Raw genomic sequence first — 18,381 nt, 5'->3', positions numbered from 1 at the left:
GGTGCGAATCACCCCCTCGGCGGGGATGAGATCAGACCAAGCCGCCCGCGATCAGACGCGCGGCCAGCGCACCATAGGCCTGCGCCATTGGGCCGTCGCCCGCGGCAATCGGCGTGCCCGCATCGCCCGCCAGACGCGTATCGAGGTCGATGGGAAGCGATCCCAAGAACGGCAGGCCGAGCTTTTCCGCCTCGGCCTTCACGCCACCTTGGCCAAAGATATGCGCCTCATGCCCGCAATTGGGGCAATGATAGACGCCCATATTCTCGATCAAGCCCAAGATCGGCGTCTTGAGCAACTCGAACATATTGAGGGCCTTGCGCGCATCCAAAAGTGCCACATCCTGCGGGGTCGAGACCACGATTGCCCCGCTCACATCAGAACGCTGGCACAAGGTCATCGCCACATCGCCGGTGCCGGGCGGCAGATCGACGATCAACACATCGAGATCGCCCCATTCGACCTGCGTCAGCATTTGCTGAAGCGCGCCCATCAGCATCGGACCGCGCCACACCACGGCTTTTTCCTCGGGCAGCATAAAGCCAATCGACATCAGCGTGACGCCATGCCCATGCAGCGGGATGATCGTTTTCCCATCAGGCGAGGCGGGGCGCTTGTTCACCCCCATCATGCGCGGCTGACTGGGGCCATAGATATCGGCATCGAGCAAGCCTACCCGTTTGCCCGCGCGCGCCAAAGCCACGGCGAGGTTCGAGGCGACGGTGGATTTGCCCACCCCACCCTTGCCCGAGCCGACCGCGATGATGCGCTTGACGCCGGTTGGGTTCATCGGCCCGGCCTGCGGCGTGGGATGGCCCCCGATCTTGAGGTTTGGCGGCGCAGATGCAGGCGGTGCCTTGGGTGCCGGACCATGGGCGGTCAAAGCCACGCTGACCTGTTCGACACCGGCCAGCTTGCGCACCAACCCCTCGCAGGCCAGCCGCACAGGTTCCATCTTGCGCGCCATGTCGGGGCTTTCGGCCTCGAGCACGAAGCTCACGCGGCCACCCTCGACCTTGAGCGCGCGTACCATATCGCGGCTGACCGGGTCGCCGCCATCGGGCAAGGTCAGGCTGCGCAACGCCTCAAGAATAGTTTCGCGGGTCTGTGTCATGATGCGCCTGTCCTGTTGCGGGATCGCTCTTGCGCCATGACATAATCGCTCAGCGCCGGGCTTGCACCCCCAGAATGAGCGCGCCCAAGACGATGATGCCGCCGGCCCCGGCCAAGACCAGCGCCGTGCCGATCCCAAGCACCTCGCCCAAGCCGCCGATCCCGAAGGCGCCCAGCGCCACGGCACCGAAACCGGCCACCACCCATAAGCTCATCACGCGACCGCGATATTCATCGGGCAGGTCGGTCTGGATCGCCGATTGCATCGACACACCGACCCATGTGGCGCAAAATCCCGCCACCGCCGTGGCCAAGATCGCCGGGTACCAACCCGGCGACAACCCCATGGCGATCACCGCCCCCTGCCCCAAGGCCGCAGCCCACAAGACCACAGGCGGGATGCTTGCCCCCGAGGCCCCGATGCCCGACGCCTTGAGCATGGCCGAGGATACCGCCCCCGCACCGGCAGCAGCCGTCAACACACCCAAACCCGCAGCCCCGCGCCCATAGGCACCATCGGCCAGAACCGGCAACACCTCGAGCGCGCCGCGCACGATGGTTGAAAAGATCAAGGTAATGGCCAGCGCCAGCCGCACGACAGGCGCGCGCACGGCATACACCAACCCTTCACGCAGATCAGCGAACACCGACGCGCGCGGGCGTGGCGGCAGCGCGCGCGGGCGCAAACGCGGCAACACGATCAGCATCGGCACATAGCAAAGGACAGATACCCACAACGCCACCCCTGCCCCCAGATTGGCAATCACCGCCCCCGCGATCACCGGGGCCACCAGCCGGGCAAGGTTGAAATTCAGGGCCGCCACGCTGACGACATGGCGCACCTCGGACACTGGCACGAGGCGCGGCCCCAAGGACATGCGCACCGGATGATGCGCAGCCGAGATCAAACCGATGGCAAAAGCCGCTAAGGCCAGCGCGAAAGACCCCGTATAGGGCAGGCTGATTGCCAAAAGCGCCAAGACCAAGGCCATCAGCGCATTGGTCGAAAACGATGCGCGGCGGATGTCGACCCGGTCGGTCATTACCCCGAAAAGCGGGCCCAAAACCAAGGCGGGCGCAAGGCTTAAACCCGCGACAAGCCCCACGAACGCGGCAGAGCCCGTCCGCTCCCATGCCAGCCAGCCAAGCGTGACACGCTGCACCCAGATCGCCTGCACCGCAAAGAAGATCCCGATGAAGAAAAGACGGAACTGCGCATCGCGAAACGCGCCACCAGCCAAGGCCGTGATGTCAAGGGGGGGCTTCCGCAACGTCATCTCCAGCTATGCATTTGCTGCAAAGCAGCATTGAGGCATCGTGCATTGTGCAAATGCAGCATATGGCTATCTTCAATGACAAGGCGGGGATGAAACGAACAAATCTGAGACGAGCCAAAGCGCAATTCGGCGCTCGCCCGCCCAAGCAAGAAAGTGATGAAAATGGCATATGTAACGAGCAACCGCACGATCTCCAACGGCATGGGCCTCGGCGCGCGCCTGACCGAAATCGGCAAAGACATCGTCGCCGCATGGCGGGCCCACCGCGTCTATCGTGAGACGCTGACAGAATTGCAAGCGCTCTCGACGCGCGAGCTGGCCGATCTTGGCCTCAACGCTTCGATGCTGCGCAGCATCGCGCTCGAAGCGGCCTACGGCAAGCGCGGCTAACGCGCGGCAGAAATAATGTGCGGCCTTGCGGCGGCACAAAAGAATGGCTCGGCATCCCTTCCTCCCTTGGGATTGCTTGGCTAGCGGGTCCATCCCCCTCCTCCCTAGGATGGGCCCAGCACGACCCGGCCCGGCAACGGGCCATGCTGATCGGTTCCTCTCCTCCTCCCTTGGGGAACCGTGACGTCCGGCGGTGGGGCCTCCTCCTCCCTAGGCCCCGCCGCCGCCTTATTCCGCAAGCGCGCCCTGCGCCTTGCACGCAAGATCGGCGCCTTCTCCTCCCTTGGCGCTGAACGTAGGCGGTGACACCTGACCTCCCTCAGGCGTCACCGCCTTTTCTTTTTGGGAAATGCCCGTCATAGCTGCCGCACCCCCGATATGATGGCGCTGCGCGATGACACTTGATCTGATCCTTGCCTTGATCCTTTTCGCCTTTGCCTCGTCGATCACGCCGGGACCGAATAATATCATGCTCTTGGCCTCGGGCGCGAATTTCGGCCTCCGGCGTACGGTGCCGCATATGCTGGGCATTTCGGGCGGGCATGCGCTGATGGTGGCGCTGGTGGGGCTTGGGCTGTTGCAGCTTTTTACGGCGATCCCATGGCTGAAAACCGCGTTGATGATCGCGAGCGCCGCCTATCTGTTGTGGCTGGCATGGAAAATCGCCAATGCCGCCGCACCCGGTGCGCGCGATGCCACGGGCCGCCCCTTTAGCTTTGTGCAAGCGGCAGCCTTTCAATGGGTCAATCCCAAGGCATGGTATATGGCGATCTATGCACAGACGAATTTTGCGCCTGAACAAAGCGGCTATTGGGGCGCGCTTGCGGTGGCTATGGTGTTTGCGGTCATCAACCTGCCATCGGTGACGGTGTGGGCCGCGATGGGCACACAGCTGCGCCGCTGGCTGGACGGGCCGGGACGATTGCGCGCCTTCAACATCACCATGGCGCTATTGCTGGTCGCCTCGCTCTATCCAATGCTGGGGCTTTGAAGCTTAGAACGGCACATCATCGGCGCGGTTGGCGGCGACAAGATACCCCGCAACCACATGCTTGGCCCCGGCCTTGTCAAAATCGACGCCCAGCTTGTCACCCTCGACCGACACCACAGCGCCATAGCCGAATTTCTGGTGAAACACCCGGTCGCCGATGGCAAAGGCGCTGATCGCTTCGGCATCGATGGTCATATGCCGCGCCTCGGTCGGTTGGCGCAGGCCGGGGCGGGCGGTGTTGGTCTGCAACCGCTTCCAGCCCGGTGAATTATAGACATCGGCCCGCGCTGCCGCTTCATGCAGGGTCGCACCACCCATCGCCGCGGCAACAGGGCTGGCGCTGGCCGCCATGCCGCCATGCCCATGTAGGCCGGGCGGCGTCAGCACCTCGACATGGGTTTGCGGCAGCTCGTCGATGAAGCGCGAGGGCATTTGGCTTTGCCATTGACCATAAACGCGGCGGTTGCCCGCAAAGCTGATGGTACAGACCGCTTCAGCCCGCGTGATGCCGACATAGGCCAGACGCCGCTCTTCCTCGAGACCCTTAAGCCCCGTCTCATCCATCGCGCGTTGCGAGGGGAACAACCCATCCTCCCAGCCCGGCAGGAACACGGCGGGAAACTCCAACCCTTTGGCCGCATGCAGCGTCATGAGGGTGACTTTTTGTTCTTCATCATCTTGGGCATTGTCCATGATCAGGCTGACATGTTCGAGAAACCCTTGAAGGTTTTCAAACAATTCCAACGCTTTGACCAATTCCTTGAGGTTTTCAAGCCGCCCCGGTGCCTCGGGCGTCTTGTCGTTTTGCCACATGGCCGTGTAGCCCGACTCGTCGAGGATCATCTCGGCCAGCGCGATATGGCCGATCTTGGGGGTGGGGTGATCCTCCTCGACCAAAAGGTCATCATCGGCGCCACCCAGACCGATGGGCTGCAGGCCGCCCAGCATCAGCTTGCGCCAGCGCGCGACGGCATCGATCAAGGTTTTGAGTTCCTTGGCCCCTTTGCCACCGATTGCGCCGCTCTCGACGGCCAGCCGCGCGCCCTCAAGCAAGCTGATCCCGTTGCTGCGGGCGAGTTTCTGGATCGCCGATTGCGCCTTGTCGCCCAAGCCGCGTTTGGGTGTGTTCACGATCCGCTCAAAGGCCAGATCGTCATCGGGGCTGACCACGACACGGAAATAGGCCATGGCATCGCGGATCTCCATCCGCTCGTAAAAGCGCGGGCCGCCGATGACGCGGTAAGGCAGGCCGATGGTCAAAAACCGATCCTCGAACGCCCGCATCTGATGCGAGGCGCGCACGAGGATCGCCATGCCATCAAGCCCGATGGGGTCAATGCCGCGCGTGCCGCGCGACAGCGCTTCAAGCTCTTCACCGATCCAGCGCGCCTCTTCCTCGCCATCCCAATGGCCGATCAGCCGGACCTTGTGGCCATCGCCGCCCACGCTGCGCAGGGTTTTGCCCAAGCGTTCGCGGTTATGCGCGATCACGCCATTGGCCGCTTCCAGAATATGCGCGGTCGAGCGATAGTTTTCCTCCAGCCGGATCACCACAGCGCCCGGAAAATCCTTTTCAAACCGAAGGATATTGCCCACCTCGGCCCCGCGCCAGCCATAGATCGACTGATCATCATCGCCCACGACGCAGATATTGGAATGCCCCCCCGCCAAGAGGCGCAGCCATAAATACTGTGCGATATTAGTGTCTTGGTATTCGTCGACCAAGATGTAGCGAAACCAGCGCTGGTATTGGCCAAGCAGGTCGGGATGGGCCTGAAAGATCGTGATCATGTGCAACAACAGATCACCGAAATCGACGGCGTTCAGTTCGCGCAGCCGGGTTTGGTATTGCGCGTAAAGCGCGGGCCCCTTGCGGTCGAAAGCCCCCGCCTCGGCGGCAGGCAGCTTATCGGGTGTCAGCGCGCGGTTCTTCCAACCATCGATGATCCCTGCCATTTGCCGCGCAGGCCAGCGTTTCTCATCGATCTCGCTGGCCACAATCAACTGTTTGATGAGCCGCAGCTGATCATCGGTGTCGAGAATGGTGAAATTAGATTTCAGCCCCACCAACTCCGCATGGCGGCGCAGAAGTTTCACACAGATCGCGTGAAAGGTGCCCAGCCACGGCATCCCCTCGACTGGCTGGCCCAACAGGCTGGCCACCCGCAGTTTCATCTCGCGCGCGGCCTTGTTGGTGAAGGTGACGGCCAAGATCTCGTTCGGGCGCGCCGTGCCTGTGGTCAACAGATGCGCGATCCGCGCGGTCAGCGCGCGGGTCTTGCCGGTGCCTGCGCCTGCCAGCATCAAGACCGGCCCCTCCAACGCCTCGACAGCTTGGCGTTGGGCGGGGTTCAACCCGTCAAGATAAGGCATGGGCCGCGCGGCCATCGCGCGCGCCGATAGCGAAAGGGAGGCCGCCGCCGCGAAGGCATCTGAATCATCGAAACTGCTCATGCGTGCCAGAATAGTGCGGTTCCGCGCCGCTTGAAAGCTTTGTTCGCATAATGTTCTGATTTTAACCCTTTCTTGCATCGCTTCTGCCTATTTGCGCAGAGATGACGCGCGAAAGAGCCCGCGCGCAGATCGCGAACGGCACTGGACAAAGCGCGGATCGCGGGATTTTGTCCGCGCTATGGATTTACATGCACGCTACCCCGCCTTGTCCGATCTGAAATCCCGCGCCCGCGCGCGCATCCCGCATTTCGTGTGGGAATATCTCGATAGCGCGACAGGCAGCGAGGCGATCACCCGGCGCAATCGCGCCGCACTGGATGCGGTGCTGTTTCATCCCGCCGCACTCAGGGGCGAGATCAAAACCGATCTGAGCACGCGCTTTTTGGGCCGCGATTACCCGGCCCCATTCGGGATTGCACCCTTGGGCATGTCGGGGCTGATTTGGCCCGATGCCGAGCGGATGCTGGCCCGCCATGCGGCGCAAGCGGGAATTCCCTATGGCCTATCAACGGTCGCCACCCGCACCCCTGAAGAGGTGGCCGCTCATATCGGCGATCAAGGCTGGTTCCAGATGTATCCGCCGCGCGACACCAAGATCCGCGACGATATGCTGGCGCGCGCCAAGGGGGCGGGGTTTCACACGCTTGTGCTGACTGTCGATGTGCCTGCCGCCTCGCGCCGGGAACGCCAAACGCGCGGTGGGCTGGTACAGCCGCCACGGCTGACCCCGCGCCTTTTGGCACAGGTGGCGCGCTGCCCGGCTTGGGGCTTGGGCATACAGGCCACGGGCATGCCCCGGATGCGCCTGATGGACAGCTACGCCGATCAAAAGAAAACCGGCCCCCTGCCCTCGACCGCGCATGTGGGCTATTTGCTGCGCGCGGCCCCTGATTGGGAATATGTGCAGGCGCTGCGCGAAGCATGGCAGGGGCATCTGATCCTGAAAGGCGTGATGGAGGCCGAGGTGGCCACAAAGGCCGAAACCATGGGCGTCGATGCGATCTGGGTGTCGAACCATGCGGGCCGGCAATTCGATGGCGCACCCGCCAGCCTTGATGCCTTGCGCATGGTGCGGGGGGCGACGCGCTTGCCCCTGATCTTTGACAGCGGGATCGAGGGTGGGCTTGATATCCTGCGCGCGCTGGCGCTGGGGGCGCATTTCGTGATGATGGGGCGCGCTTGGCATTATGCCCTTGGGGCGTTGGGCGCGGCGGGGCCTGCGCATCTGCATGATATGCTGGTCAAGGATATGGCAAGCAACATGGCCCAGATGGGCGTGGCGCGCCTGAGTGATTTGGCCGGGCGCTTGGCAACACCGGGTTAATTGCGCGCCGCCGTGGCGGGGCGGATTACTGTCATATCGCACTTCGCAAACGATATTGCCGCAACGCAGCACGCGTGATCCATACAATTGCACCTGCAATCATTGGCACATGCCAACGTAAAGCCGTTGCCCAACGGCGTCACACGGCTTACACATTCTGCATCTGCGAGATGGAGAGCTGTTGTTATGTCCGAATTCAAGAAAATCCTCATCGCCAACCGTGGCGAGATCGCCATTCGCGTCATGCGCGCGGCCAATGAATTGGGAAAACGGACTGTCGCCATCTATGCCGAAGAAGACAAGCTGAGCTTGCACCGCTTCAAGGCAGATGAGGCCTATAAGATCGGCGAGGGGCTTGGCCCCGTGGCGGCCTATCTCTCGATCCCTGAGATCATCCGCGTGGCCAAGCTATCGGGGGCGGATGCGATCCATCCGGGCTATGGGCTTTTGTCGGAGAACCCGGATTTCGTCGATGCCTGTGTGGCCAACGGGATCACCTTCATCGGCCCCAAGGCCGACACGATGCGCGCGCTTGGCGACAAGGCGAGCGCGCGGCGCGTGGCGATGGCGGCCGGTGTGCCCGTCATCCCCGCGACCGAGGTGCTGGGCGATGACATGGACGCAATCCGTGCCGAGGCCGAGGCGGTGGGCTATCCCCTGATGCTCAAGGCCTCATGGGGTGGTGGTGGGCGCGGGATGCGCCCGATCATGGGCCCGGCCGAATTGGAAGAAAAGGTCCGCGAGGGCCGCCGCGAGGCCGAGGCCGCCTTTGGCAATGGCGAAGGGTATCTGGAAAAGATGATCCTGCGCGCCCGCCATGTCGAGGTGCAGATCCTTGGCGATAGCATGGGCAATATCTATCACCTCTATGAGCGTGATTGCTCGGTCCAGCGCCGCAACCAAAAGGTCGTGGAACGCGCCCCCGCCCCCTATCTGTCGCAAAGCCAGCGCGACGAGATCTGTCTGCTTGGCAAGAAGATCTGCGCGCATGTGAACTACGAATGCGCGGGCACCGTCGAATTCTTGATGGATATGGACAGCGGCAAATTCTACTTCATCGAAGTGAACCCGCGCGTGCAGGTCGAACATACCGTCACCGAAGAGGTGACAGGCATCGACATCGTGCGCGCGCAAATCCTGATCGCCGAGGGCAAATCACTGGTCGAGGCGACAGGCGTGGCCAGCCAATATGACGTCAAGCTTGACGGTCACGCGATCCAGTGCCGGGTGACGACCGAAGATCCGGCCAATAATTTCATCCCCGATTACGGCCGCATCACCGCCTATCGGGGTGCCACGGGGATGGGCATCCGCCTTGACGGCGGCACGGCCTATTCAGGCGCTGTTATCACGCGCTATTACGACAGCCTGCTTGAGAAAGTCACCGCTTGGGCACCCACGCCCGAGGCCGCGATTGCGCGGATGGATCGCGCGCTGCGCGAGTTTCGCATCCGGGGCGTCAGCACGAATATCGATTTCGTGATCAACCTGCTCAAGCATCCGACCTTCTTGAATTACCAATACACGACCAAGTTCATCGACACGACGCCCGCGCTGTTCGATTTCAAGCCGCGCCGCGACCGCGCAACCCGCATTCTAACCTACATCGCCGATATCACGGTCAACGGCCACCCCGAGACCGAGGGCCGCCCCCGCCCGCGCGCCGATGTGAAGCCACCCAAAGCCCCCGCCGCGCGCAGCGACAGCTACCCCGCAGGGACACGGCAATTGCTCGACGAACAAGGGCCGTTGGCCGTGGCCAAATGGATGAAGGATCAAAAGCGGCTTTTGATCACTGACAGCACGATGCGCGACGGGCATCAGTCGCTTTTGGCAACCCGGATGCGTTCAATCGACATGATCCGCGTGGCCCCCGCCTATGCCGCCAAGCTGCCCGAGTTGTTCAGCGTGGAATGTTGGGGGGGCGCGACATTCGATGTCGCCTACCGCTTCTTGCAGGAATGCCCGTGGCAACGATTGCGCGATATTCGGGCGGCAATGCCCAACATCATGACCCAGATGCTTTTGCGCGGTGCCAATGGCGTGGGCTACACGATCTATCCCGACAACGTGGTCCAAGCTTTCGTACGGCAGGCGGCGGAAAGCGGCGTCGACATCTTCCGCGTCTTCGACAGCCTGAACTGGGTCGAGAATATGCGTGTGTCGATGGATGCGGTTCTCGACACCGGCAAAATCTGCGAAGGCACGATCTGCTACACCGGCAATATCCTTGATCCCGACCGGGCCAAGTATGACCTGAAATACTACGTCAAAATGGCCAAGGAGCTGGAGGCCGCAGGCGCCCATGTGCTGGGGCTAAAGGATATGGCGGGGCTTTTGAAGCCCGCATCCGCCGCCGTGCTGATCCCCGCGCTGAAAGATGCGGTTGATCTGCCCATCCATTTCCACACCCATGACACGGCGGGCGTGGCCTGCGGCACGATCTTGACGGCAGCGGCGGCGGGGGTTGATGCCGTCGATTGCGCGATGGATGCGCTCTCGGGCAACACCAGCCAAGCGACGCTTGGCACCATCGTGGAATCGCTGCAATTCACCGACCGCGACACGGGCCTTGATATCCGCGCCATCCGCGAGATCAGCGATTATTGGGAGGCCGTGCGCGCCCATTACGCAGCCTTCGAGAGCGGCATGCAGGCCCCCGCCTCGGAGGTGTATCTGCACGAAATGCCGGGCGGCCAGTTCACCAACCTTAAGGCGCAGGCGCGTTCCATGGGGTTGGAAGATCGCTGGCACGAGGTCGCGCAGATGTATGCCGATGTGAACCGCATGTTCGGCGATATCGTCAAGGTCACGCCCTCCTCCAAGGTGGTGGGCGACATGGCGCTGATGATGGTCTCCCAAGGGCTGACGCGCGCCGATGTCGAAGACCCTGCCAAGGAGGTCGCTTTCCCCGACAGCGTGATCGACATGATGCGCGGCAATCTGGGCCAGCCGCCGGGCGGCTTTCCGCCCGGTATCCTGAAAAAGGTTCTCAAGGACGAGACCCCGATCTTGGATCGCCCCGGCCTGCATGTCGCCCCCATCGATCTGGAAAAAACCCGCGCCGAGGTTGCTGCCAAGCTCGACGAAGAGATCGATGGCGAAGACCTGATGGGCTATCTGATGTATCCGAAGGTGTTTTCCGACTACGCGATGCGCCACAAGGATTACGGCCCGGTGCGCACGCTGCCCACGCGGACCTTCTTTTACGGGATGGAACCCGGCGAAGAGATCGAGGCCGAGATTGACCCCGGCGTCACGCTGAACATCCAGCTGCAAGCCGTGGGCGAAACCACCGCCGAGGGCGAGGTTAAGGTGTTCTTCGAGTTGAACGGCCAGCCCCGCACCATCCGCGTGCCCAACCGCAAGCTGGGCGCGACCGTGATCAAGCGCCCAAAGGCCGAGATCGGCAATCCCAACCATATCGGTGCACCAATGCCCGGCGTTGTCGCCTCCGTCGCGGTCCAGCCGGGCCAAAAGCTCAAGATGGGCGACCTGATGCTGACCATCGAGGCAATGAAGATGGAAACCGGCCTGCACGCCGAGCGCGATGCAGTGGTCCGTGCGGTCCATGTCACCCCCGGCGGCCAGATCGACGCGAAGGATTTGCTGATCGAATTGGAGTGATGCGTCAAAGACATACCCATGGGCAGGGCATGTTGCCGTAACGTAACATTGACTCAACCTGGCAATCACGCCACCGTGAGCGGGTGTTTGTCAGCGGTGAGGTGAGTAAATGTTTCGGATCGGATTGGTTTGCGCCCTGTTTCTTGTGCTCGGCGGATGTGTCGCGAATATGCAGCTTGGCACGGCGCTGACGTCGCGTGGTGTGATTGATCAGGCCAATTTGCAATTGGGCCAAGTCATGCTTTGGAACCGGCAAGAGGGGACAACGCGTCCCATCGGGCGCATCGACCCGGCACGCTTTGGCGTGGCCAGCTCTAGCTTGCGCGAACAAGAAACCGCCACCTTCACCGGAAGCGCCAAGTTGATCGGCGGCGTTGATCTGCCCGACAGGCTGCGCGGGGAGTTGGAAAGCGAAGTGGCCAACCGCTCGCAGATCGCGCTGCGCAACATGCGTTTCACCAATTTGGACGGGCCACGAAGTGCCTTTTACGAGACGGTGCGCGCGGAACCCGCGTTTTGGTACGCAGAGCTTGGTCTTGAGCGCAACGGCAACTTACGGCTGCCCGAGGGCGTTTTCCTCGTGATTGTCAGCCAAGTGACGACAGGGCAATCCCTGCGCGTGAATGTGGACCGCGAATTGGATGCAGGCGGCACATTCACCTCAAGTGTCATCACCGCAAGGGGGCCTGTTCGTTTCCGCATTTCGGACGCAAGATCACTGGAAATCCAATCATCCGAGGGGGACACGAACCTCTTTGCCCAATTCCAGATATTCGCAACCGCGCGGGGCGAGAACGGCATAAGGCTTTTGCCGGTCGATGATCGTGCCGCAAGGGGAGAATTGGCGGCAGCCATCGCAAGTGGTCGCTAAGGGGAGAGTGGGACAAAACCCCACCCTACGGGCCATGGCGCATCGCGTTTCGCTATGCGTCAAAGCCGCCGATCATGCCCGCAGAAAACCCACCCCCGACCCGCAATTTCCCCCTTGCACCGTCGGGCAGTTGCCACTAATACCCGCCTCCACAGAGCGGGTGTAGCTCAGGGGTAGAGCATTACCTTGCCAAGGTAAGGGTCGTGAGTTCGAATCTCATCACCCGCTCCAGTCGCAAAGGCCCGGGTCGCAAGACCCGGGTCTTTTCGTTTGGCGGTGGCGCTGCGCACAGACGGTGCATTGATCCCGAACATCTTTCGCGCATATGTTTACCCGATAGATGAAAAGCGCCGGGTCTATGAGACGACAGCCACCCCCCCGTCAATTCGCACCCCCGCCCGGATCGCACCGCTGATGGGGCAGAGCGGTAAGATCGCGATCATCGGCACCGTGGGCGTGCCCGCGCGCTATGGCGGCTTTGAAACCTTGGCCGAGGAATTGGTACGCGCCGCCGCAAAAGCGGGTAAGGCACACCGTCTGACCGTGTGGTGCAGCGCGCCTCAGACCGCGCAGCCCCATCCTGCAACCTATCTCGGTGCCGCGCTGCGCTACTTGCCGCTCAGGGCCAATGGGGCGCAATCCATCCCCTATGACGCGCTCTCGCTGTTGCAAGCCGCGCGCAGTGGGCATCAAGCGGCGCTTTTGCTGGGCGTCTCGGGCGCGCTTGCCCTGCCCGCGTTACGCGCGGCTTTTCCCATGCGGATCGTCACCAATATCGACGGGCTGGAATGGCAGCGCGCGAAATGGGGCGGCGTGGCGCGCAGGGTGCTGCAACGCTCCGAGGTGGCGGCTGCGCGCTGGTCGCATCACCTTGTCGCCGACAACCCCGAGATCGCGCGCCATATCCGCGACCGCTATGGGCGTGATCCTGTCGAAATCCCCTATGGCTTTGAGGATACCGCCCCCCAGCCGCCCATCGCCATCGCCGATCTTGCCTTGCCCCCGCGCTATGCGCTGGCCATGGCGCGCGCCGAGCCAGAGAATAATCTCGCCCTCATCCTTGCGCTTTTCGCAAGCGATCCAAGCTTGCCGCCGCTGGTGGTCCTGTCCAATTGGGCCGATACGCGCCATGGCCAAGCGCTGGCCGCACGCTACCGTGCCCATCCCAAACTGCATCTGTGCGCGGCCGAATATGACCCCGCAAAGCTTGCTGCAATCCGGGCTGGGGCAATGTGCTATATCCATGGCCATGCCGCAGGCGGCACGAACCCCGCGCTTGTCACCATGATGGGCGCGCGCCTGCCCATCGCGGCATGGGATTGCAGCTATAACCGCGCCACGACCGAGGGGCAGGCCACGTTCTTCAATAGCGCAGAGGGGCTGCGCGCCTGCCTTTATGCCTTCGACGAGACCGCATTTGGGGCAGCGATGGCCGACAAATTACACGCCATCGCGGCACGCCGCTACCGGTGGGCAGATGTCACAGATGCCTATTTCCGTCTCTTGGGCCTTTAGCCGGGTCTTTCACCTGCGCCAACACGCGTCTATACCCGCCCCAAGACCCCAGAGGGAGCAGGCCGATGCGCACCGCCCAGATCACCCGCAAGACCAATGAAACCGATATCACCGTGTCGGTCGATCTCGATGGTACGGGCCGTCGTGACATCACAACCGGCGTGGGCTTTTTCGACCATATGCTCGACCAGTTGGCGCGCCACGCGCTGATCGACATCACCATCAGCGCCACCGGCGATCTACATATCGACGACCACCACACGGTCGAGGATGTGGGCATTGCACTGGGTCAAGCGCTGTCAAAAGCCATGGGCGACAAGCGCGGCATCCGCCGCTATGGCAGCTTTCACCTTGCGATGGATGACGCGCTGCTGCGCGCGGCGCTCGACCTGTCGGGGCGGCCCTATCTGGTGTGGGATGTCGCATTCCCCACGCCCAAGATCGGCGGTTTCGACACGGAACTGGTGCGCGAGTTTTTCCAAGCGCTCTCGACCCATGGCGGCATCACGCTGCATGTCAGCAAGCTTGCAGGCATCAACAGCCACCACATTGCCGAGGCAGCGTTCAAGGCCGTGGCGCGTGCGCTGCGCGAGGCACTGGAAGCCGATCCGCGCAGCGGCGATGCCATCCCCTCCACCAAGGGAACGTTGTGAGCGCATGACCACGGTCTTGATCGATTACGATTCAGGCAACCTGCACTCGGCCGAGAAAGCCTTTCAACGCATGGCGGCCGAGGGCGGGCATGGCCCGGTGGTGGTGACATCCGACCCAGACACAGTCGCGCGGGCGACCCGTATCGTGCTGCCCGGTGATGGGGCCTTTCCTGCCTGCCGCCGGGGGCTACAGGCGATCGATGGGCTGGAGGCGGCGATCCGCGAGGCGGTCGAGGCGCGCGGTGTGCCGTTTCTTGGCATCTGCGTTGGCATGCAAATGCTGGCGACTTGGGGCCGCGAATACGCGGATGTGGCGGGGTTTGACTGGGTGCAGGGCGAGGTGACGCGCATCGCCCCAGCTGACCCGGCGCTGAAGGTGCCGCATATGGGTTGGAACGATCTGGTGATCGACCAGCCCCATCCGGTGCTTGCGGGGATTGAGACCGGCGATCACGCCTATTTCGTCCATTCCTATGCCATGCGCGTGGATGACCCTGCCGATCTTTTGGCGCATGTCGATTACGGCGGGCCGGTCACCGCCATCATTGGCCGCGCCAATGTGGTGGGAACCCAGTTTCACCCTGAGAAAAGCCAGCGCGCGGGGCTGAGGTTGATCGCCAATTTCCTGAATTGGCGGCCCTAAGCCCCGGCGCTTTTGGTCAGTTACGCTGCCAGGTGCCGCCCTCGCGGCAGATCGCACCCCCCATGACACAGCCCGACACGCTCAAGGCATCGCCCGACAAGGCCAGCCGCGAGCGATAATCGCGGCCGCGATCGGGCGAATGCAGCATGCCGCGATACTGCCCGGCCTCGCCGGTTGGGTTGGTATCCCAGATCAACTGGCGGCCAGTATTCTCGGACTGCATCGGATTGCCCGCGCTGTCGAAGGATTGCACCAGCGTGCCGCAAAGCGAGGTGCCACACTGCGTGATCCGGATGATCCCGCTATTGCCGTTGTCATCAGCAGCCGTCCGCCAATCGCCGATCAGGGGATCGGCCATGGCAGCAGTTGCCATCACCATCAGCGCCGCGGCGCTGCTCAAAAATAACCGCATACCATTTCCTCCCAAAAATTGTGCATCGATCTAGCCGCGCGACGGGGGATTCTGTCCAGCATGACGTTGCGCCAAATGCCGGACTTGCCGATCCCGCGCCCCTTTGACAAAAGCGCCCTAAATGACCGCGAAAGGAACAAGCGCCATGATCCTCTACCCCGCCATCGACCTCAAGGATGGTCAGGCCGTCCGCCTTGTGCGCGGCGAAATGGATCAGGCGACCGTGTTCAACACCGATCCCGCCGCCCAAGCGCGCAGCTTTCAAGAGGCGGGCTGTGCATGGCTGCATCTGGTTGATTTGAACGGTGCCTTTGCGGGCCAGCCCGTGAATGGCGCAGCCGTCGAGGCGATCTTGGCTGCCACAGATGTGCCCGCCCAGCTTGGCGGTGGTATCCGCGATCTCGCCACGATCGAGATGTGGCTGACCCGTGGCATCGCCCGCGTCATCCTTGGCACGGTCGCGGTGGAGAACCCCGATCTCGTGCGCCAAGCCGCCGCTGCATTCCCCGGCCAGATCGCCGTGGGCATCGACGCGCGCAAGGGCCGCGTGGCGACCAAGGGCTGGGCCGAGGAAACCGATGTCATGGTCACCGACCTTGCCCGCCAGTTCGAAGATGCCGGCGTTGCCGCCATCATCTACACCGATATCGACCGCGACGGCGCGATGGGCGGGCCGAATGTGCAGGCCACGGCCGATCTGGCGCGCGCCACATCCATCCCCGTGATCGCCTCGGGCGGCGTCTCCTCGCTCGCCGATCTAATCGCGCTGCGTGACACGGGCGTCATCGCGGGCGCGATCTCGGGCCGCGCGCTTTATGACGGGGCGCTCGATCTCGGCCAAGCGCTGTCGGCTCTCGCGTCCTAGCTTCTCTGTTTCACAAATATCCCGGGGAGCGCGAGGGGCTGGCCCCTCGCTCCTACCGCTTCCCCTGCCACCGCCATTGGCGTATGAGACCCCCATGCTCAAGACCCGCATCATCCCCTGTCTCGATGTCGCCGATGGCCGCGTGGTCAAGGGCGTGAACTTCGTCGATCTGGTCGATGCGGGCGACCCGGTGGAACAGGCGCGCGCCTATGATGCGGCAGGCGCGGATGAGCTGTGTTTCCTCGACATCCAGGCCACGCATGAAAACCGCGGCACAATGTATGATCTGGCCACCCGCACGGCCGAGCAATGCTTTATGCCGCTGACCATCGGCGGCGGCGTGCGCACGGTCGATGATGTGCGCAACCTCCTGCTTGCGGGTGCCGACAAGGTCAGCTTCAACTCAGCCGCTGTGGCCGACCCCGATGTGGTGGCGCGCGCCGCCGACAAATTCGGCAGCCAATGCATCGTTGTGGCGATCGATGCCAAGACCGTCGCGCCGGGAAAATGGGAGATCTTCACCCATGGCGGGCGCAAAGCCACGGGCATCGACGCGGTGGCATTCGCGCGTCTGGTCGCGGCCAAAGGGGCGGGCGAGATCCTTCTGACCTCGATGGACCGCGACGGGACGAAATCGGGCTTTAACCTGCCGCTGACCCGTGCAGTGGCCGATGCTGTATCCGTGCCCGTGATCGCCTCGGGCGGCGTTGGCACGCTTGACCACCTCGTCGAAGGCGTGACCGAAGGCGGCGCAAGCGCTGTGCTCGCGGCCTCTATTTTTCACTTCGGCACCTATTCGATTGCCGAGGCCAAGGCCCATATGCATGCCGCCGGCATCCCCGTGAGGTTGACATGAGCGAGAATACACTCACCCGCCTTGCCGCCACCATCGCCGCGCGCAAAGGCGCCGATCCCGAAAGCTCTTGGACCGCCAAGCTTTTGGCCAAGGGCCCCGAGAAATGCGCCGAGAAATTCGGTGAAGAAGCCGTTGAGGCCATTGTGGAGGCTGTGCGCGGCGACCGCGCGCGCCTGACCTCTGAGGCGGCCGATGTGCTCTACCACCTCTTGGTGATGCTGACCGCGCGCGATATCACGCTTGACGATGTCTTGGCAGAGCTTGATCGCCGCGAGGGCCAATCAGGGATCGCGGAAAAAGCGAGCCGCGGCTAAGGCGGGCGAAAAGCTTAAGTTTTTCGCCCGGGAAAACCACAGTTTTCCTTTTGGGAAATCTCGAGATTTCCCACGCGGAAAACCCGGGTTTTCCGCCCCCCTCACAGCTTCGAGGAAATGATCCCGGTGTTGAAGCCGCCCATGCGCAGCTCGCCGAAAAGCCGCTGATATTCGATCTTAGGGCAGCGATCTTGGATCACGGTCAGGCCCGCCGCTTCCGCCCGTGCCGCAGCCTCCGGGTGGGTCACGCCGATCTGCATCCAGATGACCTTGGGCAAAGGGTCCATCGCCAGCACCTCATCCACGATCCCCGGCACGGCGTCGGAGCGGCGAAAGATATCGACCACATCGACGGGTTCGGGAATATCCGACAGGCTTGCGTGCACCTCTTGGCCCCAAAGCCGCTCACCGGCATGGCCGGGGTTGACCGGCACGACCTTGTAGCCCTTGAGCCCAAGGTAGCGGCCCACGAAATGGCTGGGCCGCACGGGGTTGGGCGACACGCCGACAAGCGCGAAAACGCGGGACTTGCGCAAGATATCGCGCAGCAGATTATCTGAGGGATCTTGTGTCATGCCCCCTTTTACCAGAACAAAAAAGCGCCCGCAGCCGAAATGACGCGGGCGCAGGTGATGGAACGAGGGACAGTGTTGCGCAGACGATGTTCCAAACCGCCTGCAACCGACAGATGTGGTGCCTGCGCGGATTTTGTAGAGCGAAAACAAAAATGTGATCCCGGACAGGCGGATGGGCGGCACAGGCGCGGATCAGTCAAAGATGTCCTCGATCACCTCGAACACCTCTTCAAAGGCTTTCTTCCAAAATGATTTGCGCCGTTTGATCGGCCTGCGCATGCGCGCCTCATCATGCGGGGCGGGCTGCACCGACCCATGCGGGGCCGGGCGCTGTGCACTGCGCTTTTTGGGTTGCGCGGGCATGGGTGGCTTGAGCCACTTCATCTCGTGCAGCGGCGCGCCACAGGCACCGCAAGCCAATTCATGCCCACCGCGCGCTGTCAGTTGCAGCGCTTGGCGACGCCCGCAATAGGAACAGGTGGCGATCTTGGTCTGCATCCG

General features: G+C 62.8%; 17 protein-coding genes and 1 tRNA gene. 12 read left to right on the top strand and 6 right to left on the bottom strand.

What is annotated here, in order from left to right; all coding sequences use genetic code 11:
* Window positions 1-31 precede the first annotated feature (31 nt).
* Window positions 32-1,114 (bottom strand): Mrp/NBP35 family ATP-binding protein, encoded by a 1,083-nt coding sequence (locus KG698_RS12315; protein WP_213685879.1) that lies wholly within the window; start codon window positions 1,112-1,114, stop codon window positions 32-34.
* Between the two features lie 49 nt (window positions 1,115-1,163).
* Window positions 1,164-2,384, bottom strand: coding sequence for an MFS transporter (locus KG698_RS12310; RefSeq protein ID WP_213685878.1), 1,221 nt, complete (start codon window positions 2,382-2,384; stop codon window positions 1,164-1,166).
* A gap of 168 nt (window positions 2,385-2,552) precedes the next feature.
* Here KG698_RS12310 and KG698_RS12305 point away from each other — a divergent pair, with 168 nt between their 5' ends.
* The gene (locus tag KG698_RS12305) at window positions 2,553-2,780 is read left to right on the top strand and encodes a DUF1127 domain-containing protein (RefSeq protein WP_213685877.1); all 228 of its coding nucleotides are present in this window, start codon (window positions 2,553-2,555) and stop codon (window positions 2,778-2,780) included.
* Window positions 2,781-3,174: 394 nt separating this feature from the next.
* Entirely contained in the window at window positions 3,175-3,771 is a 597-nt protein-coding gene (locus tag KG698_RS12300) for a LysE family translocator (RefSeq protein ID WP_213685876.1), read from the top strand.
* A gap of 3 nt (window positions 3,772-3,774) precedes the next feature.
* Here the strand turns inward: KG698_RS12300 and KG698_RS12295 are convergent, their stop codons facing one another.
* Window positions 3,775-6,225 carry an ATP-dependent helicase gene (locus tag KG698_RS12295; RefSeq protein WP_213685875.1) on the bottom strand — a complete coding sequence of 817 codons (2,451 nt, stop codon included), beginning with the start codon at window positions 6,223-6,225 and terminating at the stop codon, window positions 3,775-3,777.
* A gap of 178 nt (window positions 6,226-6,403) precedes the next feature.
* Here KG698_RS12295 and KG698_RS12290 point away from each other — a divergent pair, with 178 nt between their 5' ends.
* From KG698_RS12290 to hisH, 7 genes are all read left to right on the top strand, one after another.
* Window positions 6,404-7,549: an alpha-hydroxy acid oxidase gene (locus tag KG698_RS12290; protein WP_213685874.1), complete on the top strand. Its 1,146-nt coding sequence runs from the start codon at window positions 6,404-6,406 to the stop codon at window positions 7,547-7,549.
* Window positions 7,550-7,735: 186 nt separating this feature from the next.
* Entirely contained in the window at window positions 7,736-11,176 is a 3,441-nt protein-coding gene (locus KG698_RS12285) for a pyruvate carboxylase (RefSeq protein ID WP_213685873.1), read from the top strand.
* Window positions 11,177-11,285: 109 nt separating this feature from the next.
* The gene (locus KG698_RS12280) at window positions 11,286-12,047 is read left to right on the top strand and encodes a hypothetical protein (protein ID WP_213685872.1); all 762 of its coding nucleotides are present in this window, start codon (window positions 11,286-11,288) and stop codon (window positions 12,045-12,047) included.
* A 156-nt stretch (window positions 12,048-12,203) separates the two neighbouring features.
* Window positions 12,204-12,278: transfer RNA gene (locus tag KG698_RS12275), tRNA-Gly, on the top strand.
* A 45-nt stretch (window positions 12,279-12,323) separates the two neighbouring features.
* A complete protein-coding gene (locus KG698_RS12270; protein WP_213685871.1) occupies window positions 12,324-13,562 on the top strand; it encodes a DUF1972 domain-containing protein in 1,239 nt (412 codons plus the stop codon).
* 65 nt (window positions 13,563-13,627) lie between these two features.
* Entirely contained in the window at window positions 13,628-14,215 is a 588-nt protein-coding gene (hisB, locus tag KG698_RS12265; RefSeq protein WP_213685870.1) for an imidazoleglycerol-phosphate dehydratase HisB, read from the top strand.
* A gap of 4 nt (window positions 14,216-14,219) precedes the next feature.
* Window positions 14,220-14,858, top strand: a complete 639-nt coding sequence (hisH, locus tag KG698_RS12260) for an imidazole glycerol phosphate synthase subunit HisH (RefSeq protein ID WP_213685869.1) — start codon at window positions 14,220-14,222, stop codon at window positions 14,856-14,858.
* A gap of 16 nt (window positions 14,859-14,874) precedes the next feature.
* Here the strand turns inward: hisH and KG698_RS12255 are convergent, their stop codons facing one another.
* The gene (locus KG698_RS12255; RefSeq protein WP_213685868.1) at window positions 14,875-15,270 is read right to left on the bottom strand and encodes a DUF2147 domain-containing protein; all 396 of its coding nucleotides are present in this window, start codon (window positions 15,268-15,270) and stop codon (window positions 14,875-14,877) included.
* A 145-nt stretch (window positions 15,271-15,415) separates the two neighbouring features.
* Between KG698_RS12255 and hisA the strand changes: the two genes are divergently transcribed.
* The 3 genes from hisA to KG698_RS12240 all read left to right on the top strand — a co-directional run bounded on the left by hisA (window position 15,416) and on the right by KG698_RS12240 (window position 17,305).
* Window positions 15,416-16,135, top strand: coding sequence for a 1-(5-phosphoribosyl)-5-[(5-phosphoribosylamino)methylideneamino]imidazole-4-carboxamide isomerase (gene hisA / locus KG698_RS12250; RefSeq protein WP_213685908.1), 720 nt, complete (start codon window positions 15,416-15,418; stop codon window positions 16,133-16,135).
* Window positions 16,136-16,229: 94 nt separating this feature from the next.
* Window positions 16,230-16,991 carry an imidazole glycerol phosphate synthase subunit HisF gene (hisF, locus tag KG698_RS12245; protein ID WP_213685867.1) on the top strand — a complete coding sequence of 254 codons (762 nt, stop codon included), beginning with the start codon at window positions 16,230-16,232 and terminating at the stop codon, window positions 16,989-16,991.
* A complete protein-coding gene (locus KG698_RS12240) occupies window positions 16,988-17,305 on the top strand; it encodes a phosphoribosyl-ATP diphosphatase (protein WP_213685866.1) in 318 nt (105 codons plus the stop codon). The genes hisF and KG698_RS12240 overlap by 4 nt, the downstream gene beginning before the upstream one ends.
* 101 nt (window positions 17,306-17,406) lie before the next feature.
* Here the strand turns inward: KG698_RS12240 and KG698_RS12235 are convergent, their stop codons facing one another.
* The gene (locus tag KG698_RS12235) at window positions 17,407-17,880 is read right to left on the bottom strand and encodes a CoA-binding protein (protein WP_213685865.1); all 474 of its coding nucleotides are present in this window, start codon (window positions 17,878-17,880) and stop codon (window positions 17,407-17,409) included.
* A 192-nt stretch (window positions 17,881-18,072) separates the two neighbouring features.
* Window positions 18,073-18,378, bottom strand: a complete 306-nt coding sequence (locus KG698_RS12230; protein WP_213685864.1) for a hypothetical protein — start codon at window positions 18,376-18,378, stop codon at window positions 18,073-18,075.
* Window positions 18,379-18,381 lie beyond the last annotated feature (3 nt).

This window comes from Roseicyclus sp. (genome assembly GCF_018402035.1).
Lineage (GTDB): Bacteria > Pseudomonadota > Alphaproteobacteria > Rhodobacterales > Rhodobacteraceae > Roseicyclus.
Note: the sequence above shows the minus strand (reverse complement) of the source record. Positions and strands in the feature narration are given on the sequence as shown.